This window comes from Pelomonas sp. Root1217, from assembly GCF_001425705.1.
Classification (GTDB): Bacteria; Pseudomonadota; Gammaproteobacteria; order Burkholderiales; family Burkholderiaceae_C; genus Pelomonas.
Genome location: NZ_LMDC01000001.1, coordinates 1,557,878 through 1,575,726, shown reverse-complemented (window position 1 = coordinate 1,575,726; position 17,849 = coordinate 1,557,878). Strand labels below are relative to the sequence as shown.

Here is a 17,849-nt window from a genome sequence, read left to right as displayed (position 1 = left end):
CCGTTTCTTCTTCCCTGGCTTTTCTCTGTGTCTCTGTGCCTCGGTGGCTGTGTTTCGCAGCCACGCGCGGCCGATCCGCTCAGCTTCAACTTCACCACCTCCCCCGAGCCCACCTACAGCCGCGAGCGCGGCAGCGGCTTCGAGCCCGGTGCGCCGCACAATGCGGCCGGCCAGCCCAGTTTCTTCACGGTGGACCTGCCCGCAGAAGGCAACTACCGCGTCACCGCGACGCTCGGTGGCCCCGCCGCCAGCAACACGACCATCAAGGCCGAGCTGCGTCGCCTGATGTTGGACGGCGTGCCGGTGACCGCCGGTGCCACTGAAACGCGCAGCTTCATCGTCAACGTCCGCACCGCCACCATCGCCGCCGTGCCGGGTGTGGAAGCAGGCGTCGTCAAGCTCAAGGAGCCGCGCGAGAGCAAGGACGAGATCTGGGCCTGGGACCAACGCATCACGCTGGAGATCAACGGCAGCAGGCCGGCGCTGCGCGGTCTGATCATCGAACCGGTGCAGGTACCCACGGTCTTTCTGCTGGGCGACTCCACGGTGGCCGACCAGTCCCGTGAGCCCTACAGCAGCTGGGGCCAGATGCTGACGGCCCTGTTCAAGCCCACCGTGGCCGTGGCCAACCATGCGCAGTCGGGCGAGACCTTCCGCGACTCGCTGGCGCGCCGGCGCATCGACAAGATTCTGTCAGTCATGCAGCCGGGCGACACCGTGCTGCTGCAGTTCGGTCACAACGACCAGAAACAGCAAAAGGACGGCAGCGGCAACGCCGACAGCTACAAGGCCGAGCTGCGCACGCACGCCGAGCGCATCCTGGCGCGTGGCGGCGTGCCGGTCGTCGTGTCGTCGATGGAGCGGCGCAACTTCGATGCCGCGGGGCGCCTCAAGCCCAGCCTGACCGAGTACGCGGACGCGGCGCGGGTGGTCGCCCAGGACATGAAGCTGGCCTTCATCGACCTCAATGCCATGAGCCAGCAGTTCTACGCAGCCCTCGGCCCCGAGCGCTCCCAGGCCGCCCATCCGATGAACAACGGCAAGCTCGACAACACCCATCACAACAACTACGGCGCCATGCAATTGGCGCGTTTGGTGGCACTCGGCCTGCGGGAAGCCCGCGTGCCGGTGGCCGCACAGCTGCGGGATGATCTCGGCCAGATCGACCCCGCCAGGCCGCTGCCGCCGGAGCAGTTCCGCGTTGCAGCGAGCCCGGGCTTCACCCAGCAACGCCCCCTGGGCGATTGAGCCGAATGAGAACCACCCTTGCCGCCCTGGCGCTGGCCTGCGCCGCGCTGACCCACGCCCCAGCGACCTCGGCCGCGCCGCCCAAGGCCACCGCGGTCACCGCACAGGGCTTTTCGCCGGAACGCCTGCAGCGGCTCGACGCGGCCATCGAGGAGCAGATCGGCAAACAGCAGCTCGCCGGCGGTGTGATGGCCGTGCTGCGCGACGGCAAGCCGGTCGTCTTCAAGGCCTATGGCCAGCGCGACATCGAGAACGCCAGGCCGATGCGCACGGACACGATCTTCCGCATCGCGTCCATGACCAAGGCGCTGACGACGGTGGCGGCCATGATCCTCTACGAGGAAGGTCGCTTCCTGCTGAAGGACCCGGTGGCGCGCTATCTGCCGGCCTTCGCCAACGTGCAGGTCGCGCTGCCCGGCGGAGGCACCGAGAAACCGCGCCGCGCGTTGACCATCCACGACCTGCTGACGCACACGGCCGGCATGAGCTACGGCGGCGGCCCGGCCCAGGCGGCCTACAGCGCGGCTGGCATGAAGGACTGGTACCTCGTCGGCAACGACGAGACGTTGGCGCAATGGACCGACCGCTTCGCCGCGCTGCCGCTGCAGAGCCAGCCGGGTGAGCAGTTCATCTATGGCTACGCCACCGACGTGCTCGGCCGCCTCGTCGAGGTCGTGTCTGGCCAGCCGCTGGACCGCTTCATCAAGGAGCGCATCACCGACCCGCTGCGCATGCCGGATACGAGCTTCTTCCTGCCACCGGAGAAGGTTGAGCGCCTGGCCAATGTCTACGGGCTGGAAGGCGGCCAGCTCAAGCTGATGGAAACGTCTGCGAAGAGCGACTTCGTCAATGGCCCGCGCAAGCTGCTGTCGGGCGGCGCCGGCATGCTCTCCACCGCGGGCGACTACACGCGTTTCCTGCAGATGCTGCTGAACCAGGGCGAGCTGGATGGCGTGCGCATCCTCGCACCCCACACCGTGGCGCTGATGACGGCCGACCATCTCGGTTCCAAATCCGGCGGCGACGCCGATGGCTTCGGGCTGGGCTTCTGGGTCAACGTGAAACGCGGCGGCTTCAAGGAACTGGGCAGCGAAGGCGCCTTCGGTTGGGGCAGCGCCTATTTCCCGCAGTACACGGTGGACCCGAAGGAGCGCCTCGTCATCCTCTTCATGACGCAGCTGCGGCCCGCGGGGAATTCGACGCTGCATCTGCGCGTGCGAAATCTGACCTATCAGGCGCTGAAGAAGCGAGTTGAAGCGTCGTGACCGCTTGCAAGAGCGGCGCTGTTCAAACGCTCATCTGGTTGAGTACACGCGGAGTCAGGCGCTGCCTACATTCCGCTCCGGTTTGCGGCCAAGTCCACAGACCGTGAACAACGACACGAAACCAGGAGACTCCATGAACACCACAAGCACGCGCCCGCCCTGGGTGCGCTGGCTGGCCGCAGGCCTGCTCGCCGCAGCGGCACCGGCCGCGATGGCCGCCTTCAGCATTACCACCGTCCACGACAACAACAACGCGGCGCGGCCGCAGTACATCATCGACACCGATGGCGGCCTGGTGTTCAAGGTGCGTGGCTGGGACAGCAGCAGCACCACGGCCATCGGCGACTTGTCCAGCATGGTCTACAAGGGCGTGGAGTACGCCGACCCCGCACGCGGCACGCAGCTCAACTCAGGCGCCGACTGGCTCTACAACGGCGTCAGCGCCGTGGGCCTGAAGGTGGAGGCCGTCAGCGCCAACGGCACCGTGACGCCGGCTTCCAGCAGCAATGGTGGCGTGGTCAACGCGAGCGACTACATCCGCGTCACCCTCACCAGCACCAGCACCAAGGGTGGTGTGCTGACGCATTACTACCTGGTGAAGAAGGGCGAGTCCAACATCCACATGGGCACGCACTTCACCGAAGAGCCGGACGTACACGGCCTGGTGCGCTTCATCGCCCGCATCCCCATCGCCAAGCTGCCCAACGGCGGCCCGGCCAACGCGGCCGGCGGCCTGCGCACCTACAACGGCGTGAGCTTCTGGGCCGAGGACCTGCGCGGCACCAGCGGCGCCATCGAGGCCAGCGACGTGTTCGGCTTCCCGGCCACCGACGCGCGATACGGCCAGTCGCGCTCCAAGCACTATGCCAATCGCCGGCTGAAGGACTGGGAGTTCGTCGGCGGCTCCGGCCCTGGCGTGGGCATCTGGTTCTGGCGCGACAACAACGAAGGCGGCTCCGGCGGCCCCTTCTACCGCAGCCTGCTGCAGCAGATCACCGACACGACCAATGAGCTGACCTACATCGTCAACTACGGCGAGGCCCAGACGGAAGCCTTCCGCATGGGGGTACTGAACACGTACACCATGATCTTCAACGACGGCACGGCTCCCACGGCCCGCCCCGACACCAGCTGGTACGGCAACGTGGGCTTGGTGGGCTACGTGCCTCCGGTAGGCCGAGGCTCGGTCAGCGGCGCCGGCCTGACGGGCCGCATCGCCGGCCTGCCCTACACGGTGGGCTTTGCCAACGCGCAGGCGCAGTACTGGGCCGACGCCGACCCCGTCGACGGCCACTTCACGGCCACGGGCATGCTGCCGGGTGTCTACACGATGACGGTCTACAAGGGCGAGCTGGCCGTGCAGACCGGCTCGGTGACGGTGACCGCCAATGCCACGTACGCGCTGAACCCGGTGGCCATCACGGCCGACCCCGAGGCCACGCCGGCACTGTGGCGCATCGGCCACTGGGACGGCACGCCGCAGGAGTTCATCAACGGCGACAAGCTGACCTTCATGCACCCGTCCGACGTGCGCATGGCGTCGTGGAATGTCAGTCCCTTCGTCATCGGCCAATCCAATGCCGCGACGCAATGGCCAGCCTATCAATGGAAGGACGTCAACAACGGCCTGCAAGTGCGCTTCACGCTCAAGCGCGGCCAGAACGCTGCGCCGCTGCGGCTGCGCCTCGGCACCACGGCCGACTTCGCCGGCGCCCGCCCACAGGTCACGGTCAACAGCTGGACGTCGGCCATTCCCGCCGCACCGCCCAAGGTGTCGCGCAACCTGACCGTGGGCACCTACCGCGGCTTCAACCGCACCTACAGCTTCGACATCCCCGCCGCGCAGCTGGTCGTCGGCACCAACGTGCTGACCATCAACACCGTCAGCGGCACCGCCGGTGCCGCCTTCCTGAGCCCGGCGCTGTCGTTCGACGCCATCGATCTGATTACCGCGCAATGAACGCTCTTCCCATGAAAACCATCGCCCTCCTCGCCTTTGCCTTGTTGGCAGCCGACGCCGGCGCCGCCGTCGTGCAGACCACCGGCGCCGGCAGCGCCACACCGGGCGCGGCCCACCTGACCGCGGCCGCAGACTTCGAGGCCAACATCAACCTCGACAGCCCCTGGTCAGAAGGCGGCCTGTTGTTCAGCCACACGGGGTTTGCCAACGACAACGGCGGCTGCGGCTATGCCGGTGGCAACTGCGTGGACCTGGGCGCCGGCGAGACCTACAGCCAGTCCTTCGCGGGCAACTACTTCGCCACCGCGGGCATGAACGCCTACCTGTCCATCCGCAGCACGGCGCGCGACCTCAACGGCATCGAGTTCGCCGTCGATTCGGGCTACGCCAACATCTACCTGATGTGGCAGACCCGGCTGGACGGCGTGCAGACCGGCAGCGGCCGCGTGTCTCTCGGTGCGGCAGGCATCGGCGGCGTGCTGGGGCTGAGCGACATCCTGGGCTTCGATGAAGTACGGGTGTATGCCTTCGACAGCGCGACCGACACGAGTGGCTACAGCGTGCCGGCCATCGACAGCGTGCGCGCCTTCACCATCCCTGAGCCCGGTTCCCTCGCACTGACCTGCCTGGGCCTGGCCGCGCTTCGTCGCCGCCGCCGCGGCTGAGCGAGCGAGCCCGGATGTCAAAGGGCCGGCCTCGCAAGAGGCCGGCCCTTTTCTCAATACGGGTTGATCATTTCGCCCCGGCCTTGGTACGCCAGGCGTCGCGGTAAGCCCGCCATCCCGGCAGGTTCAATGCGGCCACCGGCGCGGCGGTTGCCTCGGGCGCGCTGCCCCAGGCGTTCAGCAACCAGGCGCCGCAGGTCGTGCCACTGCTGTCGTCCGACACGGTCACGTCACGGCCTTCGGCCAGGCCGGCCAGCAAGGGGCCGAACCAGGGGTTGGCCGTGAACGCGCCTTCGACGACGACACGGCCGGTGGTGCCCAGGGCGGCCAGGCAGTGGTCGGCCATCAGGACGACGTAGAGCGTGGCCAGCGCGGCCTGTTCGGCGGGCGTCTTGGGCGCCGGGCCGGTGATGCGGCCGGGCTGGCCCGCGAACGGCCCGCCGGTTTCGGCAAAGCAGGGCAGGGCCAGGGTTTGCTGCGCGATAAGCCGCTGCAGCTCGTCCAGGCCGAAGCTGGCCGGTTGCGTGCCGGCAATGGCGCCGAACTCGCGCCCACCCATGAAACGGATGCAGGGCACCGCGTCGCCAAAGACATTGCAGTTGGCCAGCATGTCCTGCGCCTCGACGAGAGGTTGGGTCGCCGAGCCCAGCGCCGCCGCGATGACCCAGGTGCCGGTGGACAGCACCGTGCAGGGGCCGCTCTGTTGCAGGGTCAGCAGATGGCGCAGCAGCGAGGCGTTGCTGTCGTGGATGCCGCAGACGATCTCGCAGTCCGCGGGCAGGCCGGTGTCCGCGGCCAGCTCGGGCCGCAGCTTGCCCAAGCGCGACCAGGCATCGCGGCGCGGCGGGAACAGCTTCTCCCAGCCCAGACGCTCGACCAGGCTGGACCAGCGGCCCACCCGGGGACGCCACAGGTCGGTGTGGCAGCCCAGCGAAGTGACCTCGCTGGCCGCCACACCGCACAGCCGCCAGGCCCAGTACTGCGGGTACATCAGCACATGTTGGGTGCGGGCGAACTCCGCGGGAAAACGCGCCTGCAGCCAGTCCAGCTGGCGGCCGAGGTTGAGGCCCGCGGGCAGCTGCGGCGAACCGCTCTCGTCGAACGGCGGCCGCAGCGCGTCATAGCGAGCGGCATCGACGGCGTCGCCCGGCACATGCTCATAGTCGGGTACCGGCAGCACCAGGCCGGCGTCGTCGATCAACGCCGCCGTTGCGCCATGGGTGACGGGCACGATGGCGCGGATGCGCGCCAGCAAGGACAACTCGCGCAGCTGGTCCAGCATCCAGCTCCACAGCCTCTCGGTGTCGTGGTGCGGATAGGGCCCGTCTCGCCGCACGGTGTTGGGCGTGCGCGCCTCGGCCAGCGTCTGGCCGGCTGCGTCGATGAGGGTCAGCTTGGCGTTGGTCTTGCCGATGTCGAGAACGACGGTGCCTGAAACGAGATCACCGGCCCCAGGGCTCAAGACACCAGCCCCGCATGCCGGTGGTAGGAGCCCGACTCCAGCACGGCCGCATAGTCATGCGAGCTCAGCGCCGAAGCCTCCACCACGCGAGGGTCCACGGCTTCAGGCTCCACGGTGATGACGCGCACGCCGTAGTGCTCCAGCAGTTGCACGGCACTGTCGGACGCGCCGGTGTCGGTGATGACGGTGGACACGCGGTTCAGGCCGCAAAGCACCAGGCCCGCCTTGCGCTGGAACTTGGAGCTGTCCACCAACACGATCAGCTCTTCTGCCTGGCTGATGAGGCGCTTCTCCGCCTGGATCAGCAGCGGGTCGGCCTCCATCAGGCCCAGGATGGACAGGCCATAGACGCCCATGAACATCTTGGCTGCGTAGTGGTGCTGGGCGACGTCGTTCTCGAACGGGCTCAGGATGACGTTCTGCTCGCGGTAGACCTTGCCGCCGGGCAGGATGATCTCGTTGTCGCTGGTGACGAGCAGGCGCTCGGCCATCAGGAAGGAGTTGGTGAGAATCTTCAGCTGCTTCTCGACGAGAAACTCCGCCATCATGAAGGTGGTGGTGCCACCGTTGATGATGATGGTTTCGCCGTTATTGCACATGGACGTTGCATAACGCGCGATGGCACGTTTCGCAGCGGTATGTTGCTGGGCATTGTTCTGAAAAGTCTCGCTGGAAAGCGTGTATGACTTTTTCTTTTGCTCCAGCCTTTGCGCCCCGCCCCGCGTGCGCGTCAACTGGTTTTTAGCAGCCAGCCAGGAAATATCCCGCCGTACCGTCGCGGCGGAGGCGGACAACCAGTCCATCAATTGCTGAACGCTGGCGTGCTCGCGTTCGTCCAGCAGTTTGAGCAGACGCTTGTGACGCTTGTGATTGATCATGTGGATCACCTTTATCGGGCGTCCCGGAGAGCCGGTGGCGACCGTTGTCTCGTATTTATGGCACCCAGCCTCTGAAGGGCAGGCGTCGCTTGGCTTGGCGGCCCGGCTGAGGCCGGCTCCTTGATCGCAGCCGGTGAGCGTAGGCGCCGGCTGCAACAGCCCTCTCCACTCACGCTCAGAAGCAATCAAAGCCTGGGTGAAACGCTGTTCCAAGTGCAGATTACGTCAGCCGCGTGACAAGGTCAATCAGCAAACGCTCACGGCCGTGAGCGTTTCGTGAGCGAAGGCGCCACGGCCGATGCATTCGCTCATCCTTTTGATTTACTGCGCCGGCGCTGACCGTGGCGCGTCGTTTCGGCCCACACTGCGCTCCGCCAATCCCGCGAATGGCGGGCTCCGGGTCGCAAGCTGCGCTCACGGAGATGAATGACGGACTGAATACAGGCAAGCTGATGACTGCAAATTCCCAAACCGCCGCACATACTCCGATCGCCTCGAAATGGGACGATGCCGTGGCGGCTTCAATGAGCGAACCCGAACTGCTGCTCTACCGCTCCAATCTGTTGGGCTCCGATTTGCGCGTGACGAATTTCGGCGGCGGCAATACCTCGGCCAAGGTCACCATGCGCGACCACCTGACCGGCGAAGATGTGCTGGTGCTGTGGGTCAAGGGCTCCGGCGGCGACCTGGGTTCCATCAAGCTGGATGGTTTCTCCACGCTCTACATGGACAAGCTGAATGCGCTGAAAAAGCGTTATCGCGGCCTCGAACATGAAGACGAGATGGTGGATTACCTGCCGCACTGCACCTTCAACCTGAATCCACGCGCCGCGAGTATCGATACGCCGCTGCACGCCTATATCCCGAAGGCGCATGTCGACCACATGCACCCCGACGCCATCATCGCCATCGCCGCCTGCCGCGACAGCCGCCGCCTCACCGAGGTCATCTTCGGTGGCCAGCTCGGCTGGCTGCCCTGGCAGCGCCCTGGCTACGACCTCGGCCTGAAGCTCGAAGCCCTGGCCACATCGCAGCCGCAGCTCAAGGGCATCATCCTGGAAGGCCACGGCCTGTTCACCTGGGGCGACACCGCCAAGGGCTGCTACGAGACCACGCTGGAAATGATCCGCCTGGCCGAGCAGTGGCTGGCCGAGAACATCAAGCAGCCGGTGTTCGGCGGCGTCAAGACCATCACCCTGCCCGCAGAAGAGCGCGCCGCGCTGGCCGCCCGGCTGATGCCCGCGCTGCGTGGCCGCATCAGCGCCAGCGAGCGCAAGCTGGGCGATTTCAACGACAGCGCCGTGGTGCTGGAGTTCGTCGGCAGCCAGGACCTGGCCAAGCTGGCGGCGCTGGGTACGTCCTGCCCCGACCACTTCCTGCGCACCAAGATCCGCCCGCTGGTGCTGGACTTCGACCCCGCCAACCCCGACATCGACGCCGTGCTGGCCGGGCTGGACGCAGCCCTCGAAGCCTACCGCGCCGACTACCGGGCCTATCACGAGCGCTGCAAGCGCCCCAACAGCCCGGCCGTGCGCGACGCCAATCCCATCATCTACCTGATCCCCGGCGTGGGCATGCTGTCGTTCGCCAAGGACAAGGCCACCGCCCGCATCGCCGGCGAGTTCTACATCAACGCCATCAACGTGATGCGCGGCGCGAACGGCGTGGACGAATACGTCGGCCTGCCCGAGCAGGAAGCCTTCGATATCGAGTACTGGCTGCTCGAGGAAGCCAAGCTGCAGCGCATGCCCAAGCCCAAGAGCCTGGCCGGCCGCGTGGCCCTGGTCACCGGCGGTGCCGGCGGCATCGGCCAGGCCGTGGCGCGCCAGCTGCTGGAGGAAGGCGCCTGCGTGATGCTGACCGACATCGACGCCGAAGCGCTGGAGGAGGCCCGCCAGAACCTGCTCAAGATCGGCGGCAAGGACAACGTCGCTGCCGTGCGCGGCGACATCACCTCCGAGGCCGAAGTGGAAGCGCTGCTGACGGCCACGGCGCTGCGTTTCGGCGGCCTGGACATCCTCGTCTCCAACGCCGGCATCGCCTCCGCGGCGCCGCTGGAAGACACGACGCTGGAGATCTGGAACCGCAACCAGAACATCCTCGTCACCGGCTACTTCCTCGTCAGCCGCGGCGCCTTCCGCCTGATGAAGCAGCAGAAGATCGGCGGCAGCATGGTGTTCGTGGCCAGCAAGAACGGCCTCGTCGCCTCCGCCGGCGCCTCGGCCTACTGCACGGCCAAGGCCGCCGAGATCCACCTGGCCCGCTGCGTGGCACTGGAGGGCGCGGCCATCGGCGTGCGCGTCAACGTCGTCAACCCCGACGCCGTCATCCGCGGCTCGCGCATCTGGGACGGCAAGTGGAAGGAAGAGCGCGCCGCGTCCAACAAGATCGAGACCGACAACATCGAAGAGTTCTACCGCCAGCGCAGCATGTTGAAGCTCAGCGTGCTGCCCGAGGACATCGCCGAGGCGGTCTACTTCATGGCCAGCGACAAGTCCGGCAAGAGCACGGGCAACGTCCTCAACGTGGATGCCGGCAACGCTGCCGCGTTCACCCGCTAACAATCGGCGGCCAGGAGACAACCATGACAACCAATATCATCGACACGGCCCAGGTCGAACAACACAACGCCAGCCAGCGCGCCACGCTGCAGGCCGACTACGACGCGCTGGGCGGCATGCTGTCCCGCCGCGGCGTGGACATCGAGGCGCTGACAGCCACGGCCCAGACCTTCGCCGTGGCCCTGCCCAGCTGGGGCGTGGGCACCGGTGGCACGCGCTTCGCGCGCTTCCCCGGCAAGGGCGAGCCGCGCGACGTGACCGAGAAGCTGGAGGACTGCGCCGTCATCCACCAGCTGACGCGCGCCACGCCCACCGTGTCGCTGCACTTCCCCTGGGACAAGCCGAGCGACCCCAGGGCGCTGCGCCAGCAGGCCGACAGCCTGGGCCTGTCCTTCGACGCGGTGAACTCCAACACCTTCCAGGACCAGCCCAGCCAGGCCCACAGCTACAAGTTCGGCAGCCTGACCTCGCAGAGCGCCGCCGCCCGCGAGCAGGCGGTGGCGCACAACATCGAGTGCATCGAGCTCGGCAAGACCCTGGGCTCCAAGGGCCTGACCGTGTGGGTGGGCGACGGCGCCAACTTCCCCGGCCAGCACAACCTGCGCGGCGCGCTGGAGCGCTACCTGGACAGCGCCCGTGGCATCTACGCCGCCTTGCCCGACGACTGGCTGATGTACATCGAGCACAAGCTGTTCGAGCCGGCCTTCTACTGCACCGTCATCGCCGACTGGGGCACCAGCTTCGCCGCGGCTAAAGAACTGGGCGAGAAGGCCAAGTGCCTGGTCGACCTGGGCCACCACGCGCCCAACACCAACATCGAGATGATCGTGGCGCGTCTGGCGCAGTTCGGCAAGCTCGGCGGCTTCCACTTCAACGACAGCAAGTACGGCGACGACGACCTGGACTCCGGCTCCATCGACCCCTTCCAGCTCTTCCTCGTCTTCAACGAACTGGCCGATGCGGCCGCCCGAGATGGCGCGGCCTTCAAGCCCGCCTACATGCTGGACCAGTCGCACAACGTGACCGACCCCATCGAGAGCCTGATGAGCAGCGCCGTCGAGGTGCAGCGCGCCTTCGTGCAGGCCGCACTGGTGGACCGCCGGGCGCTGGCCGGCTTCCAGGAAGCCAACGATGCGCTGCAGTCTGCCCAGGCGCTGAAGAAGGCCTTCCGCACCGACGTGAGCCCCATCCTGGCGATGGCGCGCCTGCGCTCGGGCGGTGCCGTCGATCCGGTCGCCGCCTACCGCGCCAGCGGCTATCGCGAAAAAGCTGCCATCAAGCGTCCGCCGAAAGCGGGTGCGAGCGGCAGCGGCATCGTCTGAGGTGGATGCCAAGGCTTTTGGCGCGCGCGGCGACGGCATCACGCTCGACACGCGGGCGCTGCAGGCCGCCATCGACGCCGCGGCGCTCCAGCGCACCACGTTGCGCGTTCCGCCCGGAACCTACCTGACCGGCTCGCTGTTCCTGAAGAGCGGCATGGCGCTGCGCCTGGATCGGGGCGCCACGCTGCTCGGATCGCGCAACCTGGCGGACTACCCGCTGCTGCCCACCCGCGTGTCCGGCATCGAGATGCGCTGGCCGGCCGCGCTGGTCAACATCTACGGCGAGCATGACGTCGGCCTGGTCGGCGAAGGCTGCATCGACGGCGATGGCCAGGTGTTCTGGGACAGCTACTGGGCCCTGCGCGCCCTTTACGAGCCGCGCGGTCTGCGCTGGGCCTCGGACTACGACGCGCAGCGCCCCCGCCTCATCCAGGTGTTCGAGGCCGCCCGCATCCACATCGGCGAGGGCCTGCTGCTGCGCCGCTCGGGCTTCTGGACGCTGCACCTGTGCTACTCGGAAGACGTGGTCGTGGACGGCATCACCCTGCGCAACAACGACGGCGACGCGCGTGGCCCGTCCACCGATGGCATCGACATCGACTCCTCGCGCCGCGTGCAGATCCGCCGTGCCGACATCGCCGGCAATGACGACGCCATCGTCCTGAAGGCCGGCCGCGATGCCGATGGCCTGCGGGTGGCGCGGCCCTGCGAAGACATCTCGATCAGCGACTGCATCGTCCGCGAAGGCGCCGCCGGCCTCACCTTTGGCAGTGAGACCTCGGGTGGCTTTCGCCGCATCACGGCGCGGCGCATCGAGGTGCACGCGCCGGTGCCGGTGGGTCTGCTGTTCAAGTCCGCGCCCAGCCGGGGCGGCTTCATCGAAGGCGTGACGATCAGCGACCTCGCCCTGCACGACGTGCCCACCGCCCTGCGCGTGACGATGAACTGGAACCCCGCCTTCAGCCGCGCCGACATCCCCGACGCCGAGCGCGCCAACGCGCCGCCCCACTGGCTCAACCTGGCCACGCCGGTGCCGGCCGAGCGGGGCCGCGTGCGCGTGGACGGCGTGCGCATCGAGCGCCTGAAGGCGCGCGGCGCGGCGGTGGCCTTCGAGGTCGACGCCTATGCCCAAGCGCCGCTGCGGGGCTTTCACTTCACCGGGCTGGACATCGAGGCCCGGCGCGGCGGCCATGTGCTGGACGCTGCGGACTGGCGCTTCGAAGACAGCCGCCTGAACTTGCACGAGCCCATCGCCGTGGGCGAGGGCATCGATCTGGCGGGGCTGAGCGGAGCCTGCTGGCGACATGATCCCGCCCTGCGCCGGCGCGACGTGTCGGCCCTGCCGATGGCGGAGCAGGACGTTCAATAAGACAAGGAGACATCAGCATGAGCGACGAGACCCTGGCCTTCAAGATGCAGCTCAAGCCCGGCGTCGTGCCGGAGTACCAGCGACGCCACGATGAACTCTGGCCCGACCTGGCCGAGGCCTTGCGCGAGGCGGGCATCCATGACTACTGGATCTTCCTGGACGAGGCCACGCTCAGCCTGTTCGCCGTGCTCAAGCGCAAGCCAGGCTTCCCCTTCGACGAGTTGCCGCTGCAACCCGTGATGCGCCGCTGGTGGGACTACATGGCCGACCTGATGGAGGTCGAACCCGACAACCGGCCGCGCCAGTGGCCGCTGAAGCCTCTCTTCCACTTCAACTGAAGGAGGGCCCGTCGTCATGCGTGCCTGCATCGCCCTGGCCCTGTTCTGGGCCACCAGCTTTTCCGCCTTCGCCGCGGACGCCCTGCGCCCTGCCCTGCTGCTGACGGCCCGCGCGGCGGCGCAGGACCTGTCGGGCCCGTGGACCTGGTCCAAGGACCTCTACCGCACCGGCTTCACCGACATCAACGGCTGGCCGGCCAAGCCGCGCATGCAGCGCTTCCGCGATGTCGACGTGGCCGGGGCCGAGGCCCAAGGCGGCGTCGGCTTCTTCGAGTACGACCTCGACCGCGCGCCGGCGATGGACATTCCCGGCGCCTGGAATTCCGCCGTGCCGGAGCTGCGCTATTTCGACGGGCTGATGTGGTTCCAGCGCCGCTTCGATGCGCCCACCAGGCCGGGCCGGCGCAGCTTCCTGCGCTTCGAGGCCGTGAACTACCGGACCACGGTCTTCCTGAACGGCCGGGAGGTCGGCAAGCACGAAGGCGGCTTCACGCCCTTCGTCGTCGAGGTGACGCAAGCCGTGCGCGAGACCGGCAATCGCCTCGTCGTCGGCGTGGATTCCAAGCACGATGCCCAGACCATTCCCGCCGAGATCACCGACTGGGACCTCTACGGCGGCATCACGCGGCCGGTCAAGTTCTTTCAGACGCCCGCCACCTTCATCGACGACGCGACGCTGCGCCTGACCGATGCGGGCCGCATCGTCGGCAGCCTGCAGCTCAACGGCCCGCAGCCGGGCAACCAGCCGGTGAGCCTGCGCATCGCCGCCCTGGGCGTCACGCTGCAGGCCCGCACGGATGCCAACGGCGAGGCCCGCTTCGACACCGCCGCGCCGGCCGCGCTGAAGCGCTGGTCACCGGAGTCGCCCACGCTCTACGACGTCGAGTTAGAGGCCGGCGGCGACAAGGTCCGCGACCGTGTCGGTTTCCGGACCATCGCCGTGCGCGGCAGCGACATCCTGCTCAACGGCAAGCCTGTCAACTTGCGCGGCATCTCCATCCACGAGGAAGAAATCGGCCCCAACCCGGCACGGCGCATCGACGAGGCCGCTGCGCGCCGTCTGCTCGGCGAGGTGAAGAACGGCCTGCACGGCAACTATGTGCGCCTGTCCCACTACCCGCACAACGAGACCATGCTGCGCGTGGCCGATGAGTTGGGCCTCTTGGTATGGAGCGAGATCCCGGTGTACTGGAGCATCGACTGGGACACGCCCGCCGTGCTCGACAAGGCGCGGCGCATGCAGGCCGAGACCATCTACCGCGACCGCAACCGCGCCGCGCTGATCCTGTGGAGCATCGGCAACGAGACGCCGGTGGGCGAGGCACGCACGCGCTTCCACACCGCGCTGGCCGAAACCGTGCGCGCGCTGGACCCCAGCCGCCTCGTCAGCGCGGCCCTGCTCGTCGAGCGCCAGGGCGACGTCATCCACATCGCCGACCCGCTGCTGCCGCAGCTGGACGTCATCGCCGTCAACACCTATGCCGGCTGGTATGGCGACGACACGCTGGACACGGTGCGCCGCCTGCGCTGGGACGTGCCGGCAGACAAGCCGCTGCTGTTCTCCGAGTTCGGCGCCGACGCCTTCGCGGGTTTTCGCGATGAGAAGCTCAGGCCCAAGTTCTCCGAGGATTACCAGGCCGACTACTACCGCGCCACGCTGGCCATGGCCGCCAAGGTGCCGACGCTGCGCGGCCTGTCGCCCTGGGTGCTGAAGGACTTCCGCTCGCCGCGCCGCGAGCACCCGGTCTATCAGAACGGCTGGAACCGCAAGGGCCTGATCTCCGAGACCGGGCAGCGCAAGCTGGCGTTTGACGTGCTGGCGGAGCACTACAGGGCGCAGGCGAAATGACGCGATGGCTGGCCGCCCTTGCCCTGGCAGGGGCGGCGCTGTCGGCCCACGCCGTTCGCGAGGTCTACAACTTCAACCCCGGCTGGCGGCTGCTCGTCGGCGACGCCTCAGGCGCCGAGGCGCCCAGCTTCGACGACGCCAGCTGGAAGCCCGTCACCCTCCCCCGTGCCTGGAACGAGGACGACGCCTTCGCCAAGGACATCGTCGACCACAGCACTGGTGTCGCCTGGTACCGCAAGCGCTTCACGCTGCCCGCCGACGTTGCCACCCGCAAGGTCTTCATCGAGTTCGAAGGCGCCCGCCAGGCCGCCGAGGTCTGGGTCAACGGCCAGCGCATCGGCCTGCACGAGAACGGCGTCACCGCCTTCGGCTTCGACCTGAGCCAGGCCGTGAAACCCGGCGACAACCTCATCGCCGTGCGCACCGACAACCGCTGGGACTACCGCGAGCAGGCGACCAACCAGCGCTACCAGTGGGCCGACCGCAACTTCAACGCCAACTACGGTGGCCTGCCCAAGAACCTGAGGCTGCACGTCACCGACAGCCTCTACCAGACGCTGCCCCTGTTCTCCAACCTGGGCACCACCGGCGTCTACGTGCATGCGACCGGTTTCGACCACAAAGTCGGGCGAGCCACCGTCACCGCGGAAGCCCAGGTGCGCAACGAACACGACAAGGCACGGCGCTTCGGTTACGAGGTGACGCTGCGTGAGCCCGGCGGCCGCGTCGTCGCCAGTTTCAAGGCGCCCACCCAGGCTCTCCCAGCCGGCGCCACCACCATCGTCAGTGCCAAGGCGCCCGTTGTCGGCCTGCAGTTCTGGAGCTGGGGCCACGGCGCCCTCTACGACGTGGAGACCACGTTGAGCGTGGACGGCAAGCCGGTCGACAAGGTCGTCACGCGCACGGGCTTCCGCCAGACCGAGTTCGCCCACGGCATGGTCAAGCTCAACGGCCGGGTCATCCAGCTCAAGGGTTATGCCCAGCGCACCAGCAACGAGTGGCCGGCCATCGGCCTGTCGGTACCTCCCTGGCTCAGCGACTACAGCAACGGCCAGATGCTGGCCAGCAATGCCAACTTCGTTCGCTGGATGCACACGGCGCCGTGGAAGCAGGACGTGGAATCGCTGGACCGCCTCGGCCTGATGCAGGCCATGCCGGCCGGCGACTCCGAGGCTGACGTGACCGGCCGGCGCTGGGAGCAGCGCCTGGAAGCCATGCGCGACGCCGTCGTCTACTTCCGCAACAGCCCGAGCGTGCTGATGTATGAGTCCGGCAACCGTGGCATCAGTGCCGAGCACATGCGCGAGATGGCCGCATTGCGCGACCGCTTCGACCCGCACGGTGGCCGCGCCTCTGGCAGCCGCGAGATGCTGTCCCAAGCCCTGCAGAACGTGGCCGAGTACGGCGGCGAGATGCTCTACGTCAACAAGAGCGCGCGACGGCCGATGTGGGCCATGGAGTACTCGCGCGACGAAGGTGCCCGCAAGTTCTGGGACGAGCTGAGCCCGCCCTTGCACCGCGATGGCGACGGCCCCGAGCACAAGGGCCAGAGCGCTGCCCCCTACAACCGCAACCAGGATTCGCATGCGCTGGAAGACGTGCGCCGCTGGGTGGACTTCTGGCGCGAGCGCCCGGGCACCGGCACGCGCGTGTCGTCGGGCGGCGTCAACATCATCTTCAGCGACAGCAACACCCACCACCGCGGCGCCGAGAACTACCGCCGCAGCGGCGAGGTGGATGCGATGCGCATTCCCAAGGACGGCTTCTTCGCACACCAGGTGGTGTGGGACGGCTGGGTCGATATCGAGCAACCGCGAGCCCATTTGCTGGGCCACTGGAATTACGCGGCCGGGACGGTCAAGCAGGTCACGGTCATTTCCAGCGCGGCCCGCGTGATGCTGATGGTGAACGGAAAGCCCTTCGGAGCGACCACGGCGAGCGAGCCCTTTGTCTTCCGCTTCGATGGCGTGCGTTTCGAGCCCGGCGAGCTGCGCGCCATCGGCTTCGACAAGGACGGCAGCAAGGTCTGCGAAGACGTGCGCACCACCGCCGACGCACCAGCTGCGCTGAAGCTGACGGCGCAGACGCACCCGCAAGGCCTGCAGGCCGATGGCGCCGACCTGGCACTGGTGCAGGTCGAGGTGGTGGACGCCGCCGGCAGACGCAACCCCATCGCGCTGGACACGGTGAAGTTCACGCTGGACGGTCCTGCCGAATGGCGCGGCGGCATTGCGCAGGGGCCGGGCAACTTCGTGCTGGCGCGCGAGCTGCCGGTGGAAGGTGGCGTCAACCGCGTGCTGGTGCGCAGCACGACGGACGCGGGTGTCATCCGGCTGCGCGCCGAGGCGCCCGGCCTGGCGCCAGCCACGCTGGAACTGCGTTCGCAGCCCATGCCCGTCGCCGGCGGCTTGAGCACCCGCTTCCCGGCGGACGGCCTGAGGCCGCGATCCACGCGAGGACCGACGCCGGCCACACCTTCCTTCACGGCAAGCCGCCTGGCCGTTGCCATCGCGTCTATCGAAGCCGACAGCGGCATGCCGGCCCAGGCCATTGACGATGACGAATCGACCGCTTGGACCAGCGAGGCCGGCAAGGGCGCCATCCGCTTCAAGCTGGCCGAGCCGGCCACGCTGAACGAGATCACGCTCAAGCTCGGGGGCTGGCGCGAGCGGCGCTACCCGCTGCGCGTCAGCGTCGATGGCACCGAGGTCTGGCGCGGCCTGACCGAGCGCAGCCTGGGCTACGTGACGCTGCCGCTCAAGCCCTGGCGCGGCCAGACAGTCGGCATCGAGCTGGCCGGTGAGGCCGAAGGCGGCACCGAAACGGCGAACACCGAAGTCGCGAACCAGAAAATCGTCGACACCGGCGCCAGCCGCCTCGGCCGCGGCATGCTGTCCATCGTCGAAGCCGAGTTCTACCGCCTGCCCTGAAC

12 protein-coding genes are annotated in these 17,849 nt (G+C 67.9%); 10 read left to right on the top strand and 2 right to left on the bottom strand.

The window, feature by feature from the left end; genetic code table 11:
- Window positions 1-27: 27 nt before the first annotated feature.
- The 4 genes from ASC95_RS07085 (at window position 28) to ASC95_RS07070 (ending at window position 5,138) form a co-directional block, all read left to right on the top strand.
- Window positions 28-1,248 (top strand): rhamnogalacturonan acetylesterase, encoded by a 1,221-nt coding sequence (locus ASC95_RS07085; protein WP_057296973.1) that lies wholly within the window; start codon window positions 28-30, stop codon window positions 1,246-1,248.
- Window positions 1,249-1,253: 5 nt separating this feature from the next.
- On the top strand, window positions 1,254-2,513 hold the full coding sequence (locus ASC95_RS07080) for a serine hydrolase (RefSeq protein WP_082567527.1): 1,260 nt from the start codon (window positions 1,254-1,256) through the stop codon (window positions 2,511-2,513).
- Window positions 2,514-2,646: 133 nt separating this feature from the next.
- Window positions 2,647-4,473: a rhamnogalacturonan lyase B N-terminal domain-containing protein gene (locus ASC95_RS07075; protein ID WP_057296972.1), complete on the top strand. Its 1,827-nt coding sequence runs from the start codon at window positions 2,647-2,649 to the stop codon at window positions 4,471-4,473.
- 11 nt (window positions 4,474-4,484) lie between these two features.
- Window positions 4,485-5,138 carry a PEP-CTERM sorting domain-containing protein gene (locus tag ASC95_RS07070; RefSeq protein WP_057296971.1) on the top strand — a complete coding sequence of 218 codons (654 nt, stop codon included), beginning with the start codon at window positions 4,485-4,487 and terminating at the stop codon, window positions 5,136-5,138.
- 67 nt (window positions 5,139-5,205) lie between these two features.
- Here ASC95_RS07070 and ASC95_RS07065 read toward each other — a convergent pair whose 3' ends face one another.
- Both ASC95_RS07065 and ASC95_RS07060 read right to left on the bottom strand, forming a co-directional pair.
- Window positions 5,206-6,600, bottom strand: a complete 1,395-nt coding sequence (locus ASC95_RS07065) for an FGGY-family carbohydrate kinase (protein WP_057296970.1) — start codon at window positions 6,598-6,600, stop codon at window positions 5,206-5,208.
- A complete protein-coding gene (locus ASC95_RS07060; protein ID WP_235537726.1) occupies window positions 6,597-7,691 on the bottom strand; it encodes a DeoR/GlpR family DNA-binding transcription regulator in 1,095 nt (364 codons plus the stop codon). The genes ASC95_RS07065 and ASC95_RS07060 overlap by 4 nt, the downstream gene beginning before the upstream one ends.
- 239 nt (window positions 7,692-7,930) lie before the next feature.
- Between ASC95_RS07060 and ASC95_RS07055 the strand changes: the two genes are divergently transcribed.
- The 6 genes from ASC95_RS07055 to ASC95_RS07030 are packed head-to-tail and all read left to right on the top strand — an operon-like array spanning window position 7,931 to window position 17,847.
- A complete protein-coding gene (locus tag ASC95_RS07055) occupies window positions 7,931-10,039 on the top strand; it encodes a bifunctional rhamnulose-1-phosphate aldolase/short-chain dehydrogenase (RefSeq protein WP_057297093.1) in 2,109 nt (702 codons plus the stop codon).
- A 23-nt stretch (window positions 10,040-10,062) separates the two neighbouring features.
- Window positions 10,063-11,361: an L-rhamnose catabolism isomerase gene (gene rhaI, locus ASC95_RS07050; RefSeq protein WP_057296969.1), complete on the top strand. Its 1,299-nt coding sequence runs from the start codon at window positions 10,063-10,065 to the stop codon at window positions 11,359-11,361.
- 1 nt (window position 11,362) lies between these two features.
- Entirely contained in the window at window positions 11,363-12,730 is a 1,368-nt protein-coding gene (locus ASC95_RS07045; RefSeq protein WP_200960076.1) for a glycoside hydrolase family 28 protein, read from the top strand.
- Between the two features lie 17 nt (window positions 12,731-12,747).
- Window positions 12,748-13,068: an L-rhamnose mutarotase gene (locus ASC95_RS07040; RefSeq protein ID WP_057296968.1), complete on the top strand. Its 321-nt coding sequence runs from the start codon at window positions 12,748-12,750 to the stop codon at window positions 13,066-13,068.
- A gap of 16 nt (window positions 13,069-13,084) precedes the next feature.
- The gene (locus tag ASC95_RS07035; protein ID WP_057296967.1) at window positions 13,085-14,917 is read left to right on the top strand and encodes a glycoside hydrolase family 2 protein; all 1,833 of its coding nucleotides are present in this window, start codon (window positions 13,085-13,087) and stop codon (window positions 14,915-14,917) included.
- Window positions 14,914-17,847: a sugar-binding domain-containing protein gene (locus ASC95_RS07030; protein ID WP_057296966.1), complete on the top strand. Its 2,934-nt coding sequence runs from the start codon at window positions 14,914-14,916 to the stop codon at window positions 17,845-17,847. The genes ASC95_RS07035 and ASC95_RS07030 overlap by 4 nt, the downstream gene beginning before the upstream one ends.
- The last annotated feature ends 2 nt before the right edge of the window (window positions 17,848-17,849 follow it).